The sequence below is a fragment of the Pseudomonas sp. R1-15 genome, assembly GCF_051132085.1.
Lineage (GTDB): Bacteria > Pseudomonadota > Gammaproteobacteria > Pseudomonadales > Pseudomonadaceae > Aquipseudomonas.
Genome location: NZ_CP071660.1, coordinates 5654632 through 5676075 on the forward strand (window position 1 = coordinate 5654632; position 21444 = coordinate 5676075).

A 21444-nucleotide genomic window follows, 5' to 3' on the forward strand; every position below is an offset into this window, starting at 1 on the left:
CGAGCCTGCTCGCGAAGGCGCCAGCGCGGTTAGCGAAAAGCCGAAGCCCTACCCCATCAGTCCCCGCATGATCAGGAACAACAGCGAAGGCCCGAGCAAGCACCCAAGGGCGGTATAGAACGCCGCCGTCAGACAGCCATAAGGCACCAGCTTCGGATCGGTCGCCGCCAGGCCGCCGGCCACGCCGCTGGAGGTGCCCATCAGCCCACCAAAGATGACCGCGCTACGAGGGTTGTTGAGACCGATGTACGGCGCCACGAACGGTGTCGCCACCATCACCAGGATCGCCTTGATCAACCCGGCGGCAATGGACAGGGCCATCACCTCGGAAGTGGCCCCAATCGCCGCCCCGGTCACTGGCCCGACGATGTAGGTGACCGCTCCGGCACCGATCGTGGTCAGGCTCACCACATCGGTATAACCGAAGGCCATCGCCACGCCGACGCCGGCAATGAACGAGGTGCCGACTCCAACGAACAACGCCAGCACCCCGACGAAACCGGCGCGCTTGAGCTCCTCGACACTCACGCCGAACGCCGTGGCGACAATGGCGAAATCCCGCAGCATGGCGCCGCCCAGCAAACCAATCCCGGAAAGCAGTGGAATGTCCACCACACCTTTTTGCCCCCCGGTCATTGCACCGCCGATATACGAGAGCACCAGCCCCAGCAGGATCGCGATGGCCGAACCATGCAGGCGGCCTTTGGTGAAGGTGTTGCTGATCCAGTAGGACACCCACATGGTGATGCCGACAATGGCAAACCCGCTGATCAGACCGTAGCCGGTGATGACTTTCATCATGGATTCGTACATGGCAATCACCCGACCGTCTTGACGGAAACATCGGCCTGAGGGTCTTTGTTGCCGATGCGTACCAGCACCGGCACCAACGCAAAGGCAATCACCACCGCAAGGGTCCCGGCGAGGATCGCCATCGGCCCGCCTTTCAGTGCGCCATAGACGTTTTGCTGCGCCGCCATCGCCACCACGATCGGAATGTAGATGGCGCTCCAGAACTCCACGCCAGCTTCGGACTTGCCCTTGAACAAGCCGCGCTTGTTCAGGTAGCTGCCCAGGCCAATCAACAGCAGCATTGCAATGCCGACGCCGCCAACGTTGGCCGGTACGCCAATCAGTTTGCCCAGCAGCTCACCGATGAAAATGCCCACCAGGGTACAAAAAGCCAGAAACGCCACACCATAGATAATCATTATTGTAGTCCTCAAAGTGCATCGTCGAAGTTGTTGTTTTTGTGCTTCGCCAGCTTGAGTCGGTGTCTAGGGTCGGCGGCTTCCCTCCTCTTGCAACAGCGCTTGCAGGGTGTCGAGCCGCGCGCCGTCATAAGCCATGACGGTGCCCTGCTCGAACACCCGGCGCGCCAGCCCGGTCAACACCGCGCCGGGCGGCAACTCGATCTGCAAACGCACGCCACGCTCGTAGGCGCTTTGCACCGTGCCGCGCCAGTCGACGACGCGGCACATGTTGAAGGCCAGGTCGTCGCGCAGCGCGTCGGCCTTTATCACCGGTCGGGCGCGACTGCCGCTGAGATAGCCCAGTGTCGGAGCTTTCAACGGCACCTCGGCAAACGCATCGGCCAACGTCCGGGCCGGCGCCTCCAGCAACGGGCAATGGGACGGTACGCTCACCGCCAACCGGCAGGCCTTGCCAGCGCCTTGGCTCCGAGCCTTTTCGGCAACAAGGCCCATGGCGCCGTCGCTGCCGGCAATGACCACTTGGTTATCGGCATTGATATTGGCCAGGTAGACCGGCGTTGTTTCACTGTGTACCTGGGCCAGCAAGGTTTCCACGGCCGCGAGGTCCAGGCCGATGATTGCCGTCATGCCGTAGCCTTGCGGGTAGGCCTGCTGCATCAGTTCGCCGCGCAGGCTGACCAGTCGCAACGCATCCTCGAAAGCCAGCGCTCCGGCCACTACTGCCGCCGGATACGCACCGATGGACAGGCCCGCCACATAGTCAGGCGCGGGAGCCTGTTCCAGCAACCGACGGGCTGCCGCCACGCCGGCGATCAACAGGCACAGCTGCACGGCGCGGGTCGATTGCAACGCATGGGCAGTGTCCAACCGCAAAACGTCCTCACCGAGCACAGCACTCGCCTCGTCCAGGATCCGCGGCGCCACCCCATGAAGCATGCCCACGCGCTGCGCACCCTGGCCGGGAAAGACGAAGAGGCTGCTCACGCGACCCGCTCCAACGAAGGCTGCCAGGGATCGCCCACCAGCCGGGCCTGAACATCATCCTTGAGCAAGACCCGACGGGACGAGCCCGCCCATTCGCGCAAGGCCACGGCGCCGCAAGGGGTTTGCAACTGCATGTCCACGGCGCATACCGAAGCATCCAGTAGCGCCAGCAACTCCTTGGCCTGGAGCCGATCCAGGCACTGCGGCGTGCGCAGAATCAGATCCAGGTCGCTGCGCTCATGCAGTGCCTCGACACCGGTGGCGAGTTCAAACCCGGCGCTGCCGCTGACACCCCAGGCCCAGCCACTGGCGTCGAGCAGCGGGCGCAACTCGGCCAGCGCTTGCAAGGCCGGGAGGTCGCGCGGGGATTGAACATGGCAGAGGTCCTCCGGGCGCACGCGACGCTGGATCGCCGCCACCGACATTGATGCGGCGTAGCGCTGTTCGCGAGAGCGACCGCGCATGCCCACGGCGATGTGTCCAGGCGAGGACAGCGCGCGGCGCACCACGACCGGTTGCCCGAGGTCGAGCGACTCGACAGCCCAGCCCGGCGCATCCGCAGGCAACTGCAAAGCAGTCATCCCCCAGAGCAGGTCATGGGCCAGGAGCATGCTCACCATTGCGCCCTCAACAATTGCCGAACGTGGCTGGACGCTGCCCGGTGAACAGCGCCCAGGCGACCGCTGAGATCCCGAGGCGTGCCCGCCACGTCGTTGATTGCCTGGAGCAAGCAGTCGCTCACCCGCGCCAGGTCCGCCGCCGTCGGCTGCTCGATCTGTTCGACCGACAAGGTCTCCCAGAGCAGTCCAAGGCTGGCAAAACTGTCAATGTCGTAGGCCATCGGCGGCACGCTGGCGGCCAGGGCTTCGAGTTCCTCGACGCTGCGCAGGGTGACCCGCGCTGCCGAAGCCTTGCCCATCGCATGGACCATCACGCCCGGGTCGCGCAAGGCGATCAACCGGTTGGCCTGGTAGCCGTGGGCGAGGAACGCACCGGACATCGCCTTGCCTACCAGCAAACCGATCACTGGATGCCCGGCCAGTCGGGCCCGGGCATAACTGTCCGCCGCGCCGGCCAAAGCCTGATGAATGCCCAGCGCTTCCTCACGCCGACCGTAGGCCTGGCTCGGCACATCGACGATGGCGATCAGCACACGTTTGCTGGCCGCGTTGCGATCGGCCTCGATGGCGTCGTCCACGGCGTTGGCCAGCCCCCAGCCTTCGAGCAAACCGACTTCGCCATTGCGCGCCCGAGGGAAACGGTTGGCGGGATCGGCCACGACAGCCAATAGACGCGCGGTTTGTTCGCCGAGTTGGACATCGGCCACTTTCAGCGAAGCAGGCAAGCCTTCCAACGGTTTGACGCCACCGCTCAAGGCCTCGAACCAGCGCAGGCCCCTCAAAGAATATGTATTCATGGACGTTCTCCCTGATACAACTGGCGAACCGCTGCCGGTTCGATTTGCACCTCGGTGTCCAGGCGCGACAGGCGCTGGAGGAACAATCTGGCTTGGCCACTGCGGTGTTCAGTGGGCACACCCAGATGCAACAGTTCGCAGACCTGACGACGAATCTGCGTCACGTCATCGGCGACGTAGCGGTCCACCAGCCCGGTCGCGAAACGTTGTTCACCACCGGTCAGGCTCCAGATGAACGGACGGTCGCGGGAGTCGTACTCATCGATGCCAGCTTCCTGCTCGATCACCTGCGGACCGTTCAGCCCCAGCCGCGCTTCCTGCGTCACCAGCAGATAACTGCACAGCCCGGCGGCGATGGACATGCCGCCGAAACAGCCGACGCTGCCAGCGACTACGCCAACCACCGGCTGGTATTGGCGCAGGTCGATAATCGCCGAATGGATCTCGGCAATTGCCGCGAGCCCGAGGTTGGCTTCCTGTAAACGCACGCCGCCGGTTTCCAGCAGCAACACGGCGCGGGTCGGGATGCCTTTGCGATTGTCCTCGGCCGCCAGCTCCAGGGCACCGGCGATCTTTGCCCCGCCGACTTCACCGAGGCTGCCACCCTGGAACGCGCCTTCAATGGCGGCGATGACTACCGGCAAACCGTCTAGCTCACCCTTGGCGATCACTACGCCGTCGTCGCTTTGCGGGACCACGCCCTGGCGCAGCAACCACGGCGACATGATCCGCTGGAACGGGTCGAGCAATTCGCGGAACGTACCGACATCGAGCAAGGCCTTGGCCCGTTGCCGGGCGCCGAGTTCGACGAAACTGTGCTTGTTGAGCAACGCAGCGCTGTCAGTCATGGCCGATCTCCTCGAAGCCTTGTTCCAGGCGCAGGCGCACCACGCCGGGGGTGGCGCCGAAATCGTGGATTTCAATGGCCATCGCGGGGGGCGTCTGGCCGTCGAACATGCGCGCGAACAAGTGTTGCCAGCGTTGCTCGCTGCCATTGACCGAGGTCTGCACCTGGATGGTCAGCTTGCCCGCCAGCCCGGGCTCGATCAGCACTTCGAGATCGCCCGAGCCGACGCAGCCGACCAGCGCCCGGCCCCGTGGCGGCTGCCCGGCGGTGAATTCAAAGGATAAGGTTTGCATCAGCACACTCCTGGGAAGAGGCCATCACTGCGCTCGATACGGTCGAGAAACAGGCAAGCGGCGAGCAGGTCGGCAGCGCCGCCGGGCGAGGCGTTCAAGGCAATCAGTTGTTGGTCCAGCACGTGCAGCTGGCGACGACCGCCCAGGCTCGCACTGCCTCCGGCGTCGAGCACCGCCCTGGCGCCCTGCTGCATCGCCTGCAAACCCGCTTCGCCGGCGCGATAGAGCACGCAGGTGTCGGCCAGGCGGGTCATGATTGCCAGCAAGGCGTCGAGGCGGGCGTTCTGTTCGCCGACGCCGGCCGCGCGGCTGCGCTTGAGTTGCGGCAGGCCCAGGGTTGTCACCGCCGGAAATGCCAGTTGCGCTTCCTCCCGGGCACCGCGGGCGCCGTAGCGCTGGGCCACTTGGGCACCGTGGCTCAAGGGTTGAGGCGCATGACGGTCGTTGAGCAAGGCCAGGCGGGCGGCACGCAACGTGACGGCGCCAGCGCCACTGGACTCAGGTTCCAGCGCCGCCGCGGCGACCAACAGGCCCAAGGCCCAGATCGCGCCCCGGTGAGTATTCACACCGCCCGTGGTGGTGAGCATCGCGGCTTCACCTTCCCGCCCGATGCGCCCCAGGGCTTCACGCAGTGGCAAGCCGATCTCGCCACAGTCGAACGCGGCCTCGGCCATTTCCTTGAATGCCGGCCACAACGACAACGCCGAAGCGTGCATCAAGCCCAGGTGCAGATCGCTATGGGCGCCGCTACCGCGACGGTCCACCAAGGCCGGTTTGGGCGAGAGGTCGGCTTCATCGATCAACGCGTCCACTGCCAGGTCGGCCAAACGCTCAGCCAGGGATAAAGTTCCGGGTTGCAGATTCAGGGCGCGCATTTACCAACTCCTGAACTTGGCGGGCGGGTTGTAGAGGCCACCGGACCATTCCACCAGATCGGCCACACTCTTGGCCGCGAGCAACTCGCGGGTGGCGTCGGTGCGGCGGATGCCGAGGTCTTCGGGCAAGGCGATCAGCCCTTCGCGGCGCATCCGCGCGGTGTCTTTCGGGTCGTGGCGCAGGCCGATGGCGGTGACCCCGGCCACGGCGGCGATCATTGCCTGGCGTTCTTCCAGGGAGCGGGCCTTGTACAGGTAGGCGATGCCTTCTTCGGTCAGCAAATGGGTGACGTCGTCGCCGTAGATCATGATCGGCGCCAGGGGCATGCCGGCTTTCTTCGCCACGTCCACCGCGTCGAGGGTGTCGACGAAGGTCGGTTTGCCGCCCTCCTGGAACGTCTCGACCATCTGCACCACCAGTTTCTTGCCGCGTTCGAGCAGCGGCGCCTCGCCGTCGCCATGGCGCATGTCGAGCCAGGCCGGCGTGCCGTGACGGCGACCGCGCGGGTCGTGGCCCATGTTCGGCGCACCGCCGAAACCGGCCAGTCGGCCTCGGGTCACGGTGGAGGAATGGCCGTCGCCGTCCACCTGCAAGGTGGCGCCAATGAACAGGTCCACCGCGTACTGCCCGGCCAGTTGGCAAACCATTCGATTCGAACGCAGCGAACCGTCGTGCCCGGTAAAAAACACGTCAGGCCGGGCGGCGATGTAGTTTTCCATGCCCAGTTCGGTGCCGAAGCAATGCACGCTCTCGACCCAGCCGCTTTCGATGGCCGGGATCAGCGTCGGGTGCGGATTGAGCGTCCAGTTGCGGCAGATCTTGCCCTTCAGTCCGAGTGATTCGCCGTAGGTCGGCAGGATCAATTCGATGGCGGCGGTGTTGAAACCAATGCCGTGGTTGAGCGACTGGACGTTGTGTTTTTCGTAGATCCCGCGAATCGCCATCATTGCCATCAAGACATGCACGGGCTTGATGTGGCGCGGGTCGCGGGTGAACAGCGGCTCGATGTAGAACGGCTTGTCGGCCACCACCACGAAGTCGACCCAGGATGCTGGAATGTCTACGCGGGGCAGGTCGCTGACGTCGTCCACCAACTGATTGACCTGAACGATGACGATACCGTCGCTGAACGCCGCCGGTTCGATCAGCGCCGGGGTGTCTTCGGTGCTGGGACCGGTATAGATATTACCGGCGCGGTCGGCCATGAAACCGGCCGAAAGCACCACGTTGGGAATCAGGTCGACCACCAGCCGGGCGTAGAGCTCGATGTAGGTGTGGATCGCGCCGATTTCCAGCAGGCCGTCTTCCAGCAATTGGCTGATGCGCAGGCTCTGCGTGCCGGCGAAGGAGAAATCGAGCTTGCGGGCGATGCCGCGCTCGAACAGGTCCAGGTGCTCGGACCGGCCGACGCTGGGCATGATCATGTGCAAGTCATGCAGCTTGCCCGGATCGGTCTTCGCCAGGGAACGCGACAGGAAATCCGCCTGCTTCTGGTTATTGCCCTCCAGCACCACACGGTCGCCGGGCAGGATCAACGCCTCCAGCGCCGCGACGATCTTGTCGGTGGGCAGGACCACACCGTCGGCAAGCCCCTTCACCAACGCCAGGCGCCGCTGCTTTTCGCTGCGCCGCCGCGTCCATCGCGAGTCGGGGGATATTGTTGTTGTCATGACCACTCCACGGGTTCGCTGTCGTGGAGCTCACCTTAGGAGTGTTGTGGCGTGGGCATCAATCAAGCTCGGCGGCGGATCGTTACGGTGGGAGTAATGGTTAGCCCGGATTGATGCGACCCTGTGGGAGCGAGCTTGCTCGCGATGGCGGTGTAAAAGCCAACATTGATGTCGCCTGACACTACGCTATCGGGAGCAGGCTCGCTCCCACAGGGTTTGAGGTTGACCTCTGATCCTGTGGCGAGGGGATTTAGCGAAACGTCGCACCACCCGTTGGGCGCGAAGCGGCGACGAGAGCGGGCATTGATCACCGAGTGCGGCGAGTTTCCGTGCAGTATTAATAGCGAGTCCTTAAAAGGGACTTATCGGTCCCAGTCTGGGACCAATCGCTGGCAGAGGCGACGCCGGGTTAGTGGCATGCCTGAACTTCAATGCTCACCACGTACCCCTGTGGGAGCGAGCCTGCTCGCGATGGCTGCGCAACAGTCGACATTGATGTCGCCTGACCCACCGCTATCGCGAGCAAGCTCGCTCCTACATTAGTCAGATGGCTGACTCAGGCTCTTACCAACCCCGCCGCAACCACCAACTCTTCCAACGCCAGCAGATCCGGCACTTTCGCCACATGCTCGCCCACTTGCACGGCCGCCTGCTCCAATCCGCACAGCGGCACGTCGACGTAGCTCAACTGGGTGTCGAGCTTGCAGGAGCGCGGGATGCCCTGGACCAGCAGCGCGATGAAACGCAGTTCCGGGCGGCCGCCCAGGGCGTTGAGCACGACGATGCGGGCGCGCTCGCCGATCACGGTCTTCTGGCCGCAGGCCGACTCGAAGCTCAGCAGCGGGATCTGCCGTTCGCGCCAGCTTACCCAGCCCAGGAACCAGGGCGGGGTGTCCAGATCGAACACGCTGCTCTGGTAGTCGATCAACTCGGCCACGGCCACGTTCGGCAGGATCAGGTGACGGTCGGCCAGGGGCAGCAACAAACCAGTGAGATGGCTGGTGCGGTGCTCATGCATGGGTCTTGCTCCAGTGGGCGATGCTGTCGAGCAGCACCGACTCCTGGTACGGCTTGCCCAGGTAGTCGTTGACGCCGATGGCCATGGCGCGGTCGCGGTGTTTCTGGCCGGTGCGGGAGGTGATCATGATGATCGGCAGATGCGCCAGGCGCGGGTCGTTGCGCACTTGCGTCGCCACTTCGAAACCATCCATGCGGGGCATCTCGATGTCCAGCAGCATCAGGTCTGGCGAATGTTCGGCCAGCAATGCCATGGCGTCCACGCCGTCCTTGGCGGTGAGCACATGCATGCCGTGGCGCTCCAGCAGGCGACTGGTAACCTTGCGCACCGTTACCGAATCGTCCACTACCAGCACCAGCAAAGGCCGCTGCTGCTCGCCCTCGCCTTGCACCACGGCCGGACGGCGCGCCGCCTGGTTGGGCAAGGCGCGGATCGGCGCGAGCAGGTCGAGGATCAGCACCACCCGGCCGTCCCCCAGGATCGTTGCCCCGGACAAGCCCTGGACCGCCGAGAATTGCGGGCCGAGGCTCTTGACCACGATTTCCCGGGTGCCGGCGGTGGCGTCTACCTGCACGGCGACGTGTCGGTCGTTGCATTGCACCAGCAGCACCGGTAATGGCTGGCTCTGGCCGAGCAATTTCGGGCGGGCCCCGGTTTTCAGCAACTCGCCCAGGTAGCACAACTCATAACGTTGCCCGGCGTAGGTGTAGGTCGGCGGATCGAGCTGGTAGTAGCCATCCAGTTCGGCGGGCAATACCCGGACGATGCTCTCGATGGTGTTGAGCGGGATGGCGTATTGATCTTCGTGACACTGCACCATCAGCGCCCGGTTGACCGCCACGGTGAATGGCAGCCGGATACGAAAATGCACGCCCTTACCCGGCGTCGAATCGATGACCATGCTGCCGCCCAGTTGCCGCACTTCTTCGTGGACCACGTCCATGCCGACGCCGCGCCCGGAGATCTGGGTGATTTTTTCCGCCGTGGAAAAACCTGGCTGCAGGATGAACTGCAGCACGTCGCGGTCGCTGATGTCGCTGTCGGGCGCCAGCAGCCCACGCTTTATCGCCTTGCGCCGCACCGCGTCCAATGGCACCCCGGCGCCGTCGTCACGGATGTCGAAAATGATGTCGCCGCCTTCGCGGGACAGATCCAGGCTGATGCGTCCCCGCGCCGGTTTGCCGGCTGCGATGCGCACATCGGCGGGCTCCAGGCCATGATCAACGGCATTGCGCAACATATGTTCCAGAGGCGCCGCCATGCGTTCGAGCACGTTGCGGTCCATCTCGCCTTCGGCATTGTCGACCACGAACTCGACGTCCTTGCCCAGCTCCTGCGCCACCTGCCGGACGATGCGCTTGAGGCGCGGCAGCATGCGCTCGAACGGCACCATGCGCGTACGCATCAGGCCTTCCTGGAGCTCGGTGTTGATGCGCCCCTGCTGTTGCAGCAGGTTTTCGGCGTCGTGGTTGCTGCGGTCTAGCGTTTCCTTGAGGTCAAGCAGGTCCGAGGCAGACTCGAACAGCGCCCGGGACAGTTGCTGGAGCTGGGAATGGCGATCCATTTCCAGCGGGTCGAACTCTTCATAGCCCAGTCGCTCGGCGTCCACCTGCTGGCGGCTGAGAATCCGCCCCTGGGTTTCGGTATCCAGGCGTCGCAGTTGATCGCGCATGCGCTCGATGGTCGTTTCCATCTCGTTCAGGGCGATGCGCGCATCGTTGACCTGTTGCTCGATGCGCCCACGGAAAATCGACGTTTCCCCGGCCAGGTTGACCAGATCGTCGAGCAGTTCGGCAGAGACCTTGACCATGTCCGCGCCATCGCCCGGCGCGGCGGGCTCGGCTCGCATCGGCGGCGCGACCTGGGCCGGTGCCGGCTCGACCGGCATAACGACCTGGGGCGCCTCGCTGTCCTGCGGATGATTGACCGCCTGGATCTGCGCGATCAGCCGGTCGGCCGGCGGGCACGGCTGCCCGGCACGGACGGCGTCGAGCATATGGGCCAGCCGGTCATGGCTGCCTTGCAGCAAGGCAAAAAGCGCCGGGCTCGGTTGTAACAGGCCCGCCGACAACCCTTCGTAAAGGTTCTCCAGTTCGTGGGCAAGGTCGCCGATGGGCCCGATCTCCACCATCCGCGCGCCGCCCTTGAGGGTGTGCAGATCGCGCAGCAGGGTTTCCACCGCCTGACGGTTCGACGGCTCTTCCTGCCAGCGTTGCAACGCCGCCCCGGAACTGTCGAGGATATCGAAACCTTCCTCGAGAAAGATTTCCAGCAACTCCGGATCATGGCCCGCCGTGTCATTTTGCCGATGCCCCGCCACCTCGATGGCGTTCGGCTTGTCCTGGCGGAAACGATGAATGGCGTCGATCAACGCCACGGGATCGCCCAGCGGTTGGCCTTGCTGCAGTTGCCCGAGCAACAGATCGAGGCGTTCATGACTGCTGTTGAGCAGTTGCGCCAGCTCCTCGCTGTAACTGTAGCGGCGATCCACCAGTCCTTCGTATAGGGTTTCGAGCTCCCCGGCCAGGTCGCTCACTGGCCGCACATCCGCCATGCGTGCGCCGCCCTTGAGGGTGTGCAAGTCACGCTGCAGCGAGGACAGCGGCGCGCCGTTCTCCGGGTCGGCGAGCCAGCGCCGCAAGGCCTGTGCGGCGCTTTCAAGAATATCCTGGGCCTCTTCGAGAAAGATCGCGGCGATATCGTCATCCACCGAAACAGCCGCCGGCGAGCTGCGCTCCATCTCAGCCGTCGCATGACCCAGCTCGCGGATGCTCAACGTGCGGCTGCCGTCACTGCGGATCAGTCCCGTGGCCGTCGGGTCGAGGCCTTCCTGGAGCAGGCTGCGCAGGGCCTGCACCCGGGCAGGTTGCGCACGCACGTGCTGGCCGGCAGCCAATTCGTCGAGCATGTCGATCAACGCTTCGTGAGCAAGCTGCGCCTCATGGAAAAACCTGTCGCTGACCGCCAGGCTGCTCTCCTCGACGGCGCCATACAGGTCCAGCAAGGCTTCGCAGAGCTCGTCCACCGGGTGCAGGTCGGCCAGATGCGCGCCTTCGCCAAGGGTGGTCAACTCATCGAGCAGCGCGCTCAGCTCCTGGCCCTCGCCGGGTTGTTGCTGCCAGCGCCGCAGCAGGTTCTCAGCGTCCAGCAGGATATCCATGCCCTGGGCGAGAAAATTGTTGATCAATTGCGGGTCGCGCTTGGTCCGCACGCCCTGGTCCGGCGTGTTGAGAGCCGTTTGCAGGCGTTCGACGGACAGTGCCTGGGTTCGCTGGATCAGGTCCGCGGCGCCGGGAATCGCTGCCAGCGGCTCGTTATGCAGTTGGCGCAGACCGCGGCGCAGCAACCCTTCAGCCTCCAGCAGCAGCTCGATCTCATCCAGGTCGAAAGCGATCAGGTGCGCCTTGTATTCCCGGGCCATCTCGTCCATCGCCCCGGCCAGTTCGGCGATCGGCAGCACACCGGCCATCGATGCACTGCCCTTGAGCGTGTGCAAGGCCCTTTGCAGCTCGTCGCTGGCCTGCAATGGCAGATGCTCGGCGGCCAGATCGAGGAATCGATCAAGCGCGGCCAGATGCCCCTGGGCTTCGTTGTCGAAGATTTTCAGCAGCAAGGGGTCGAGAGCGACCACGTCCTGCTGGTCGTCGTCTTCCTCATCGCCCCCCTTGGCCAAGGCATGGGCGCGAGCGGCCAGACGGTCGACGTCGTCGCGCTGGCATTGGCGCTGGGCAGCGAATTCAGCGACCAGTTCCGGCAGCAATCGCACCGCGTCCTCAAGCATTTGCCGAACCGAAGCGCCCGGCTCGACGCTGCGCTCCAGCACGCGGTTGAGCAGGTTTTCCACCGCCCAGGCCAACTCACCCAGCACCAGCGCCCGAACCATCCGGCCGCTGCCCTTGAGAGTATGGAAGGCCCGGCGCAGCTCAGTGAGCGCGCCTTGGTCGTCGGGCTGCGCAGCCCAGCGCGGCAGGTATTCGCGCAGGACATCGAGCACCTCGTCGGTTTCCTCGAGGAAGACCTCCCGCAGCTCGTCGTCCACCGGATGCTCATCCACGGGCGGCGGCAGCAGGCTGCCGGGCATGCCTTTGGCCGGCGGGTTGACCGCCGAGACCGGGCTGGCCAGAACATCAGCGAGGGATTGCACAGTCTGTGGGTCGTCCAGTTCCTGCAAATCCTGCATGACCTGGGCCTCGTTCGGGCTCAGCCGGTCATCGAGCAAGGGCACGCGGGCTTCGTCGGGAAAGTAGCCGAGGGCGCCCAGGCTCCGCTCGACGCCGTCGAGCAGATTCTCGGCCGGCATCAACGGGTCTTCGCTCAAACGCTCCAGGTAATATTCCAGGCCGGTAATCACATCGGCCAGGTGATCGAGTGCTTCCCACCCCGGCTGGGCAGGGTCGAGCAGCAGGTGTTCACGGATGAAATCGTTGCAAGCCTCCACCAGGCGGGCGGCGCGGCTCAGGGGAATCATCGCCAGCGCCCCGCGGACCTGGGTCAGCAGCGCCGGCAATGGCTCAAGCTGCGCGCTGTTCCAGTGTGCGTCGATGTAGTCGACGATCATGTCCTTGGCCTGTTGCAGGCAGGTATGGGCTTCCTTGATCACGATCTGATGGATCTGGGTCAGGTCGGTCGTCGGCAGGCGATTGTCTTCGCGGCTTTCAGGCTCGACGGTGCCGACCATTCCGGCCAGGGTTGCCTCGACATACAGCAAGGCCCCGGCAACGTCCATGAGCGTCGCGTCATCAGGCTCGCGCTGGCCCTGGGCGAGGCTCAGTACGACGGCCAGTTGATCGATGATGACCTTGCGCGGCTGGCCGAAACCCAGCACCGCCAGGGTGTCGGCAATCTGCCGCAGGGGCGCCAGCAGGCTGTCCAGCTCCGAGGCATGCTGGCGGTCGCTGCGCACGAACAGGTCCAGGCGCTCCTTGACCCGCACCAGCTCCTCGCAGAGCGCTGCCAGCACCGAGCGCATGGCATCGCGGTCGGGCCCGGCCAGGCGCGCGCGTTCTTCGTCGACCATGGCGCTGTCGGGCAGCGCATCGTCCAGTGAGTAGCGTTCTTTCATGATCTGCATCTGCCCGCTGGGATGTTCGGCCTTGGCAATATAGAACAACAGACTCTTGAGCAGGTGTGGCGGGGCCGCTTGGTTGATGCCGGGCATGCCTTGCTCCAGCAAGCGCTTGAGTTCCTTGTCAGCATCCTTGAACAGGCTGCGCAGCGCCGGGCTGTTGGCGATACGCCCCTCGCGCATGCCTTCGACCAACGCCGAAGCGACCTGCCACAACGCATTGAGCGGCGCTGCGGCGCAAAGCGCTTCAAGGCGCTGAAAGACTTTGGCCAGGTAACCGAGGTGAGTCGCGTCGTCCTGCTCGCGCAACAGGCCCACCAGGGCCACCTGCAGGGTCTGGCGCAATTTGCGCAAGGTGCCCGGCAGGTCCGCCGGCGCGAGCCGCTTCAAGGCGTCCTCGCCCAGCGGCGCGATATCGGGCAGTTCCGGGCTGAACAGGCTGGTCTCCGACAACAGGCTTTCGCCCCGCGCACTGCGCAGGTCGTTGAGCAAGGGCAGCACCGCCAGCGGCAGGTCGCGACGAGCACCCTGCACCCGCTCGAGGTAGACCGGCAACTGGCCCAGGGCCTGGCGCAACAGGCTGATCGCCTCCTCGCGGTGGGCGATGCGGTTGTCCTGCAGCGCGCTGCACAGTTGCTCCATTTCCTCGGCCAGCAACGCCGCGCCGTAGAATTCGATCATCTGCAGGCCGCCATGGACCTGGTGAATGCAGGCCAGGCATTGGACAAGCGCATCCGACGCCTGGGGGTCGTCCACCAGGCGATTGAGGGCCAGGTGGGCCTGCTTCAGCGTTTCGGCAATCTCGCCCTTGACCCATTCCAGGGCCACGTAGTCGTGCCGATCACCCATAACCACTCCAAATCAACAGGCGTATGCCTGTGGTACGGCCGAGGACTCCGTGGCGAGGGAGCTTGCTCCCGCTTGAGTGCGCAGCGCTCACAAAATCTTTGGGGCGGCTACGCCCCCCAGCGGGAGCAAGCTCCCTCGCCACAAAAGCGCCCTTGCCACAGGGACATATCCTCCCAGCAGCCCAATCACACCTTATCCTCATCCGCCACAGGCGCCGCGGGCAAGGTAAACCCGGACACCGAGCGACGCAGTTGGCTGGCCATTTTTGCCAGGTTGCCGATGCTCTCGGCCGTGGCGGTTGAGCCGGACGAGGTCTGGCTGGTGATCTGCTGGATCACGTTCATGGTCAGCGAAATCTGTCCCGCCGAGGTGGTCTGTTGCTGCGCCGCGTTGGAGATGCTCTGGATCAGCGCCGCCAGGGTCTTGGAAACGCCCTCGATTTCCTCCAGGGCGACGCCGGCATCCTGGGCCAGTCGGGCACCGCGCACCACCTCGGTGGTGGTCTGCTCCATGGAGATCACCGCTTCGTTGGTGTCGGCCTGGATCGCCCGCACCAGTGTCTCGATCTGCCGGGTGGCCGCCGAGGAGCGCTCGGCCAAGCGCTGCACTTCGTCGGCCACCACCGCAAAACCCCGGCCGGCATCGCCCGCCATGGAGGCCTGGATCGCCGCGTTGAGCGCAAGGATGTTGGTCTGGTCGGCGATGTCGTCGATCAGGCTGACAATGTCGCCGATTTCCTGTGACGACTCGCCCAGGCGCTTGATGCGCTTGGCGGTGTCCTGGATCTGCTCGCGAATGTTGTCCATACCATGAATGGTGTTGTGCACCACCTCGTTGCCCTTGTTGGCGATTTCCACGGAGCGCTCGGCCACCGCCGACGACTCGGCCGCATTGGCCGATACCTGGTCGATGGACTGGGCCATTTCATTGATTGAAGTCGAAGCTTCGGAAATTTGCTGGGCCTGGTGTTCCGACGCCTGGGCCAGGTGCATCGCCGTGGCCTGGGTTTCCTGCACGGCGGCGGCCACCTGGCCGGCCGTGAGGTTGATGGTCGCCACCAGATCGCGCAATTGGTCCACCGAATAGTTGATGGAATCGGCGATGGTCCCGGTGAAGTCCTCGGTGACCGAGGCGGTGACGGTCAGGTCGCCATCGGCCAGGTCCTCGATTTCGTCCAGCAGGCGCATGATCGCGTTCTGGTTGCGCTCGTTCTTTTCCGCGGTTTCGCGCAATTGGCGGTTGGTTTCACGCACCATCACCAGGCCGATGAGGATGATCGACATCAGTGCCAGCAGGCCCAGCACATACCCGCCGATGCTGTTGACGGAACGACCGCCGGCCAGGTTCTCGAAAGCGGTGGCCAGGTGAGAGGCTTCGTCGAGCAGGGTCTGCGACAGGTTGAAGATGTTGCCCGCCGACTCGCGGACCTTGAACAGCTCCGGTGAGGTCTCGAGGATTTCGTCCACCGACCCCGAGACGAATTCGAACAACTCGCTGATTTCCGTCAGGCGCGCCCGGGCGTCACGATCCTGGACCTGGGGGATCTTCAAGGTCGGGTCGCCTTGCAGCATGCCATTGAGCACCTGGCCAAAACGCGCGGCGTCACGGCCGAAGGTGTCGGCAGCCTGGCTGGCGTTCTCGTCGCCGGCCAATACGGTATTCACCGCGCCGAGAATCCGCTCGGCCAGCAGTGACTGGCGCTGGGCCATGGCCACCTGTGAGGCCGGGGCGCCTCGCTGCAAGAGGATTTCGACAACTTTTTCGTATTCGACCTGCAGTTGCGGCACGGTTTCGGCGAGGGTTGCCGCCACCTGGTGCAGCGACAGGACGGTCTGCTCACTGGAAAGAATCGCATCGGTGTTCTTCAGCAGGCGCTCCCAGTCCAGCTGTACCGCGCGCATCTGCGGGCGCAGGGTGGCGGGCGCCGGAGGCAGGCCGGTCACCGGGTCACCCTGCTTCAGGTAACCCCAGCGCTGGGCGAAATCGTTGCGCGCATCACTCAGCAACTTGAACGCGGCGGCCTTGCCGGCCGCGGCTTCGGTGGCGTTCTTGGCAATGCGCTGGGACAGCACCCGCAGCTCACCGGCGTGGCCGATGTACTGTTTGTCATAGGTGGACTGGGTGTTGAGGTACGCGAAGTTGGCGAATAACAGCATGATGAAGACAATCAGCGCGACGAACAGCACGATGATCTGCGACCGACTGCGCGACGCTTCCAGAGGCTTGCCTGTTTTTGCTTTGATCATCGGTACTCGCCTGTCCCCAAAACCTCAAACCACTGCCATTCCAATGTGGGAGCGAGCTTGCTCGCGATAGCGGCGGTACAGCTTGCATCAATGTTGACTGTACTGGCGCCTTCGCGAGCAAGCTCGCTCCCACAGAGGCCGCGCTGCGGCCTGTTAAACCGCCACATTCATGAACCCTGGCGAACGCGTCACGGCAAACGGGCTGAACACCTGCCACTGCCGATCGCCAGGAAAACGGCCCTGGACGAAGGCCGATTCCGGGCCATCGAGGTAGCCAGGCAAAACCGGTTCCAGGCTGCCCTGGGCGAAATGTTGCAGCCCGAGGACTTCGTCCACCAGCAAGCCGGCGAAGACTTCCTCGTTATCGACCACCAGCACCCGCCGCTGCTTGCGCACACTGGACAGCTCGTGACCGAAAAAACCGCACAGGTCCATCAGCGGCAATAAACGCCCGCGCAGGTTAGCCACTCCGCGAACCCATGGCTTGACCCCGGGCAACGACGTGTAGCGCGGCTCGTGCAGCACTTCGCTGACCTCGCCCATGGGCGCCACGTACCAATGCTCGCCGAGGCGAAAACCGATCCCGCTCCAGCTGTCGCGATGGGTTGGCTGGGACGGCAGGTCCGCGCCCAGCAGCCGACAGCGCCGATCGATCTGAAGCAACAGTTCGAATGCGGTCAGGGAGTGGCTCATGGCCGCGCGTTCAACCCGCCAGTACTTTGTTCAAGGTCGCGATCAGGGTTTCTTCGTCTACCGGTTTGGTCAGGTAGTCCTTCGCCCCTTGGCGGGTCCCCCAGACCTTGTCGGTTTCCTGGTCCTTGGTGGTGATGATGATGACCGGGATATGCCCCGTGTCGGGGTCCTTGGTCAGCTGGCGCGTGGCCTGGAACCCGTTGAGGCCGGGCATGACGATGTCCATCAGCACCGCGTCGGGCTTTTCCTGGCGGGCCAGGGCCACGCCGTCGGCGCCATTCTCGGCTTTCAAGACCTGATGGCCGTGCTTTTCCAGCATGCCGGTCAATTTGTACATTTCGGTCGGCGAATCATCGACGATCAGAACTCGTGCCATGGTGTTCCCCATTTCTTCTGTAGACCCCAGGCCGAAGGCCGAGCGTCATTAATGTGCCTGGTGCGGCTGGACAGCGGCAAAACCCGGGACATGGGCCTGTATCGCGCCCAGCAATTCTTCCTTGCTGAAAGGCTTGGTCAGAAACTGATCGGAGCCGACGATGCGCCCCTTGGCCTTGTCGAACAGACCGTCGCGGGACGACAGCATGATCACCGGCGTCGCCTTGAAGGCGCTGTTGTTCTTGATCAGGGCACAGGTCTGGTAACCGTCCAGGCGCGGCATCATGATGTCGACAAAGATGATGCCCGGATGGTGGTCGACGATCTTGGCCATGGCGTCAAAACCATCGACCGCCGTGATGACCTCGCAGCCAACGTTGCGCAGCAAGGTCTCGGCGGTGCGGCGGATGGTCTTCGAGTCGTCGATGACCATGACCTTCAAGGCGCTGGGTTGCTGCTGCGTGAGATGCTCTGCCATTGCCACTGCAAACCGGTTTTTAACGCGTAAGTGTGATCGACAGCGCAAACCCTTGATGTTCAAGGCCCGCACGTCACATGGCAGCCTTTTTAGCACAGTCTCCATCGCCGATCTATCAGCCGCTCGGCACGGCGGTTTTTCCTTGACCGCCAAACTTCGGGGCGCCACTCTGACGCCACTTTTCAAGCCATTCGTGCCCACCCCATTTTCGAGGAACCAAGCCATGAGCGTACGCGTCGGCATTGTCATGGACCCAATCGCCAGCATTTCCTATAAGAAGGATAGCTCGCTGGCCATGCTGCTGGCCGCTCAGAAGCGCGGCTGGGAGCTGTTCTACATGGAACAGCGCGACCTTTACCAGGCCGAGGGCCAGGCGCGCGCGCGAATGAAGCCGCTGAAGGTCTTCGCCAACCCTGAGAAGTGGTTCGAAATGGGCGCGGAAAGCGACGCGCTGCTGAGCGACCTGGACGTGATCCTGATGCGCAAGGATCCGCCGTTCGACATGGAGTTCGTCTACTCCACCTACCTGCTGGAGCAGGCCGAAAGCGCCGGTGTGCTGGTGGTCAACAAGCCCCAGAGCCTGCGCGACTGCAACGAGAAGCTGTTCGCCACGCTGTTCCCGCAGTGCACGCCGCCGACCATCGTCAGCCGTCGCCCGGACGTGCTGCGCGAATTCGCCGATCACCACGGCGATGTGATCCTCAAGCCGCTGGACGGCATGGGCGGCTCGTCGATCTTCCGTCACACCGCCGGCCATCCGAACCTGTCGGTGATCCTCGAAACCCTGACCTTGCATGGCAAGCAGCAGATCATGATCCAGGGTTACCTGCCGGCCATCGTCGACGGCGACAAGCGCATCCTGATGATCGACGGCGAGCCGGTGGACTATTGCCTGGCCCGCATCCCGGCGGCCGGTGAAACCCGTGGCAACCTGGCGGCTGGCGGCCGTGGCGAAGCCCGCCCGTTGACCGACAAGGACCGCTGGATCGCCGCCCAGGTCGGCCCGACGCTACGCGAGAAAGGCCTGCTGTTCGTCGGCCTGGACGTGATCGGCGAGCACCTGACGGAGATCAACGTCACCAGCCCGACCTGCATCCGCGAGATCGACAATGCCTTTGGCACCGACATCGGCGGGATGCTGATGGATGCCATCGAGAAGCAGTTGCAAGCGGCAAGCCACAAGCGGCAAGTCTGATGCAGCTTGTCGCTTGCAGCTTGAGGCTTGAAGCTAAAAACCAACATTGCGTTATCATGCCCGGCCTGTGAAACCCGCGATGTTGGTTTTTTTGTCATGACACTCCCGTCCGATCTGCCCCAAGAGCTCGCCCATCGTGGCGTGCGCCCGGCTGATCGCCTCGGTTTTACGCTGTTCCTGGCGGCACTGATCCACCTGGCGGTGCTGCTGGGCGTCGGGTTTGCCACAGTCGAACCCAAGCAGATCAGCCAGACCCTGGAGATCACCCTGGCGACCTTCAAGAGCGAAACCAAGCCCCAGAAGGCCGATTTCCTTGCTCAGGAAAACCAGCAGGGCAGCGGCACCCTGGAAAAGAAAGCGATTCCCAAGACGACCGAAATCGCGCCGTTCCAGGACAACAAGGTCCAGAAGATCACCCCACCGCCGGCCGCCAAGCCGGAAGTCCAGGAAACCGCGCCCAAGGCCGCCGTGACCACTACCGCGCCGAAGCCGAAAAAGGCCCCGGTCAAGGAAGAGGTCAAGCCCGATCCCAAGCCCAAGGCGCCGGAACCGACCTTCGACAGCTCCCAGCTGTCCAGCGACATCGCCAGCCTGGAGGCCGAACTGGCCCAGGAACAGCAGCTGTACGCCAAGCGCCCGCGCATCCACCGCCTGAGCGCCGCGTCGACCATGCGCGACAAGGGTGCCTGGTACAAGGATGAATGGCGCAAGAAGGTCGAGCGTATCGGCAACCTGAACTACCCCGAGGAAGCCCGGCGCAAACAGATCTACGGCAATTTGCGGCTGATGGTTTCGATCAACCGCGACGGCTCGCTGTATGAAGTGCTGGTGCTTGAGTCCTCCGGCCAGCCGCTGCTGGACCAGGCCGCCCAACGGATCGTGCGCCTGGCCGCGCCGTTCGCGCCGTTCACTGGGGACCTGTCGGACATCGACCGCCTGGAAATCATCCGCACCTGGAAATTTGCCCGGGGTGATCGGCTGTCCAGTAACTGATCTTCAGGCAGTAACAATACCCTGTGGGAGCGAGCCTGCTCGCGAAAGCCATTGGTCTCTCGGCATGGATGGCGGCTGGTACACCGCATCGCGAGCAGGCTCGCTCCCACAAGGGAATCTGCGTGCGCCGGACCATTTGCAGCACATCCCCGGCTTGTCAGTTCGGCCATGCGCCGCCACACTAGCGCCTATGAAAAACGTCAGCCCCACGTACCTCAAGCATCACTTCCTGATTGCCATGCCGCACATGGCCGATCCGAACTTTGCCCATACCTTGACCTACATCGTCGAGCACACGGCCAATGGGGCCATGGGATTGGTGGTAAACCGCCCGCAGGAGCTGAACCTGGCGGATATCCTTGAGCAACTGCGTCCCGAGGTCGAGCCGCCACTCCTGTGTCAGCACGTACCGATTTTCATCGGCGGCCCGGTGCAAACCGATCGCGGCTTCGTGCTCCATCCGTCGGGTCCCAAATTCCAGGCCACCGTTGATCTGAACGGCGTGTCGCTGTCCACTTCCCAGGACGTGCTGTTTGCCATCGCCGACGGCGTCGGCCCGGAAAAAAGCCTGATCGCCCTGGGCTATGCCGGTTGGGAACCCGGGCAGCTGGAAGCCGAGCTGGCCGACAACGCCTGGCTGACGTGCCCGTTCGATGCCGACATCCTGTTCAACACCAGCAGCGAGTTGCGCCTGGAAGCGGCGGCCAGCCGATTGGGTGTGAACCTGGGCCTGCTTACCAGCCAGGCGGGCCACGCCTGATGGCCCTGCGCCTGCTGCTGGGCTTTGATTACGGCACCAAACAGATCGGCGTCGCGGTCGGCCAGGTCATTACCGGCCAGGCCCGCGAGCTGTGCACATTAAAAGCGCAGAACGGCGTTCCGGACTGGAACCAGGTCGAAGCGCTGATCAAGGAATGGAAACCCGACGCCGTGGTGGTCGGCCTGCCATTGAACATGGACGGCACGCCCAGCGACATGTGCCTGCGCGCGGAAAAATTCGCTCGCCGGCTCAATGGCCGCTTCAATCTGCCCTTCTATACCCATGACGAACGCCTGACCACCTTCGAGGCCAAGGGCGAGCGCCTGATGCGCGGCGGGCAGAAAGGCAGTTACCGCGACAACCCGGTGGACGCCATCGCCGCCGCCCTGCTCCTGCAAGGCTGGCTTGATGCCAACGCCGCCCTGTTCGAAACCTGATTTTTGAAAGCGCCGCCAAGGCGCTTTCTTCTAC

19 protein-coding genes are annotated in these 21444 nt (G+C 64.0%); 4 read left to right on the forward strand and 15 right to left on the reverse strand.

The genetic code is table 11. From position 1 onward, the window contains the following. Positions 1-48: 48 nt before the first annotated feature. From madM to J3P97_RS25620, 15 genes are all read right to left on the reverse strand, one after another. Positions 49-813: a malonate transporter subunit MadM gene (madM, locus tag J3P97_RS25550; RefSeq protein ID WP_434673020.1), complete on the reverse strand. Its 765-nt coding sequence runs from the start codon at positions 811-813 to the stop codon at positions 49-51. Between the two features lie 5 nt (positions 814-818). After that, complete coding sequence (gene madL, locus J3P97_RS25555) at positions 819-1211, reverse strand: malonate transporter subunit MadL (RefSeq protein WP_434627410.1); 393 nt, start codon at positions 1209-1211, stop codon at positions 819-821. Between the two features lie 66 nt (positions 1212-1277). Then, on the reverse strand, positions 1278-2198 hold the full coding sequence (gene mdcH / locus J3P97_RS25560; RefSeq protein WP_434673021.1) for a malonate decarboxylase subunit epsilon: 921 nt from the start codon (positions 2196-2198) through the stop codon (positions 1278-1280). Next, the gene (locus J3P97_RS25565) at positions 2195-2818 is read right to left on the reverse strand and encodes a malonate decarboxylase holo-ACP synthase (protein ID WP_434673022.1); all 624 of its coding nucleotides are present in this window, start codon (positions 2816-2818) and stop codon (positions 2195-2197) included. Before J3P97_RS25565 ends, mdcH begins: the two co-directional genes overlap by 4 nt. Beyond that, the gene (gene mdcE, locus J3P97_RS25570; protein WP_434571210.1) at positions 2812-3615 is read right to left on the reverse strand and encodes a biotin-independent malonate decarboxylase subunit gamma; all 804 of its coding nucleotides are present in this window, start codon (positions 3613-3615) and stop codon (positions 2812-2814) included. Before mdcE ends, J3P97_RS25565 begins: the two co-directional genes overlap by 7 nt. Continuing rightward, positions 3612-4463: a biotin-independent malonate decarboxylase subunit beta gene (locus J3P97_RS25575; protein WP_434602110.1), complete on the reverse strand. Its 852-nt coding sequence runs from the start codon at positions 4461-4463 to the stop codon at positions 3612-3614. The genes mdcE and J3P97_RS25575 overlap by 4 nt, the downstream gene beginning before the upstream one ends. Beyond that, a complete protein-coding gene (locus J3P97_RS25580) occupies positions 4456-4755 on the reverse strand; it encodes a malonate decarboxylase subunit delta (protein ID WP_305498200.1) in 300 nt (99 codons plus the stop codon). The genes J3P97_RS25575 and J3P97_RS25580 overlap by 8 nt, the downstream gene beginning before the upstream one ends. Beyond that, entirely contained in the window at positions 4755-5630 is an 876-nt protein-coding gene (locus tag J3P97_RS25585; protein ID WP_434673023.1) for a triphosphoribosyl-dephospho-CoA synthase, read from the reverse strand. The genes J3P97_RS25580 and J3P97_RS25585 overlap by 1 nt, the downstream gene beginning before the upstream one ends. Then, the gene (gene mdcA / locus J3P97_RS25590) at positions 5631-7301 is read right to left on the reverse strand and encodes a malonate decarboxylase subunit alpha (RefSeq protein ID WP_305498198.1); all 1671 of its coding nucleotides are present in this window, start codon (positions 7299-7301) and stop codon (positions 5631-5633) included. A 556-nt stretch (positions 7302-7857) separates the two neighbouring features. Then, complete coding sequence (locus tag J3P97_RS25595) at positions 7858-8319, reverse strand: chemotaxis protein CheW (protein ID WP_434571205.1); 462 nt, start codon at positions 8317-8319, stop codon at positions 7858-7860. After that, positions 8312-14233 (reverse strand): Hpt domain-containing protein, encoded by a 5922-nt coding sequence (locus J3P97_RS25600; protein WP_434673024.1) that lies wholly within the window; start codon positions 14231-14233, stop codon positions 8312-8314. Before J3P97_RS25600 ends, J3P97_RS25595 begins: the two co-directional genes overlap by 8 nt. Before the next feature lie 185 nt (positions 14234-14418). After that, complete coding sequence (locus J3P97_RS25605; RefSeq protein ID WP_305498193.1) at positions 14419-16479, reverse strand: methyl-accepting chemotaxis protein; 2061 nt, start codon at positions 16477-16479, stop codon at positions 14419-14421. Positions 16480-16632: 153 nt separating this feature from the next. Next, entirely contained in the window at positions 16633-17172 is a 540-nt protein-coding gene (locus J3P97_RS25610; RefSeq protein ID WP_434571202.1) for a chemotaxis protein CheW, read from the reverse strand. Positions 17173-17182: 10 nt separating this feature from the next. Next, a complete protein-coding gene (gene pilH, locus J3P97_RS25615; RefSeq protein WP_186612056.1) occupies positions 17183-17548 on the reverse strand; it encodes a twitching motility response regulator PilH in 366 nt (121 codons plus the stop codon). Between the two features lie 48 nt (positions 17549-17596). After that, positions 17597-18025 (reverse strand): response regulator, encoded by a 429-nt coding sequence (locus tag J3P97_RS25620; protein ID WP_434571200.1) that lies wholly within the window; start codon positions 18023-18025, stop codon positions 17597-17599. 223 nt (positions 18026-18248) lie between these two features. Between J3P97_RS25620 and gshB the strand changes: the two genes are divergently transcribed. From gshB to ruvX, 4 genes are all read left to right on the forward strand, one after another. Beyond that, positions 18249-19220, forward strand: coding sequence for a glutathione synthase (gene gshB, locus J3P97_RS25625; RefSeq protein WP_434673025.1), 972 nt, complete (start codon positions 18249-18251; stop codon positions 19218-19220). Between the two features lie 96 nt (positions 19221-19316). Continuing rightward, on the forward strand, positions 19317-20213 hold the full coding sequence (locus J3P97_RS25630; protein WP_434571196.1) for a TonB family protein: 897 nt from the start codon (positions 19317-19319) through the stop codon (positions 20211-20213). 190 nt (positions 20214-20403) lie between these two features. Then, positions 20404-20973, forward strand: coding sequence for a YqgE/AlgH family protein (locus tag J3P97_RS25635; protein WP_305498183.1), 570 nt, complete (start codon positions 20404-20406; stop codon positions 20971-20973). Beyond that, the gene (gene ruvX, locus J3P97_RS25640) at positions 20973-21410 is read left to right on the forward strand and encodes a Holliday junction resolvase RuvX (protein ID WP_305498182.1); all 438 of its coding nucleotides are present in this window, start codon (positions 20973-20975) and stop codon (positions 21408-21410) included. The genes J3P97_RS25635 and ruvX overlap by 1 nt, the downstream gene beginning before the upstream one ends. Positions 21411-21444: the final 34 nt, after the last annotated feature.